The sequence below is a fragment of the Rothia sp. HMSC076D04 genome, from assembly GCF_001814645.1.
Lineage (GTDB): Bacteria > Actinomycetota > Actinomycetes > Actinomycetales > Micrococcaceae > Rothia > Rothia mucilaginosa.
This window is the reverse complement of sequence record NZ_KV817361.1, coordinates 1-487: the sequence shown is the minus strand read 5'-3', so window position 1 is coordinate 487 and position 487 is coordinate 1. Positions and strand designations below refer to the sequence as shown.

Sequence of the window (487 nt, the reverse complement as noted above, 5' to 3'; positions counted from 1 at the left end):
TGCGGGCGGTGCCGCCAACGCGTGAGGAGGAACTCGAAGAGCGCGTGCGCAAGCTTGAGGCACAGGTGGCGTACCTAAAAAAATCGATTGCCCTGAAGGCGCAGAAGCGCTCCCAAACCGGGACAAAGCCCTAGTGGTCGCTAAGCTTTCAGGGCAGGGACACGCGGTGCGTGATCTGCTCGAAGCTGCTGGCCTTGCCAGGTCGAGCTACTACTACGCACTGGCTCACCCCCAGCAGCCAACCAGAGTGCAGCTACGTCCCAAGGTCGCCCAGATCTTTTCGCGAACCCCCAACGGGTGCGGTCACAGGCAGGTAGCTATGTGCCTGCGCGCTGAGGAAGGGGTGCGTATCGCTGATAAGACGGTCTTGAAGATGATGCGCCAGATGGGGTTGCGCTGCGGTATACGCCGTGAGAGGCCCTACCACAGGTACAACTCCTACAAGGGGGAGGTGGGGCAAAGTTTCGCCAACATCATCGGCCGCGAC

1 protein-coding gene is annotated in these 487 nt (G+C 61.0%); it reads left to right on the top strand.

Going from position 1 to position 487, the window contains the following annotated elements:
* Positions 1 to 133: 133 nt before the first annotated feature.
* Positions 134 to 487, top strand: a 354-nt coding sequence (locus tag HMPREF2980_RS09695) for an IS3 family transposase (RefSeq protein WP_141755939.1), incomplete at its 3' end; no start/stop codon positions are given.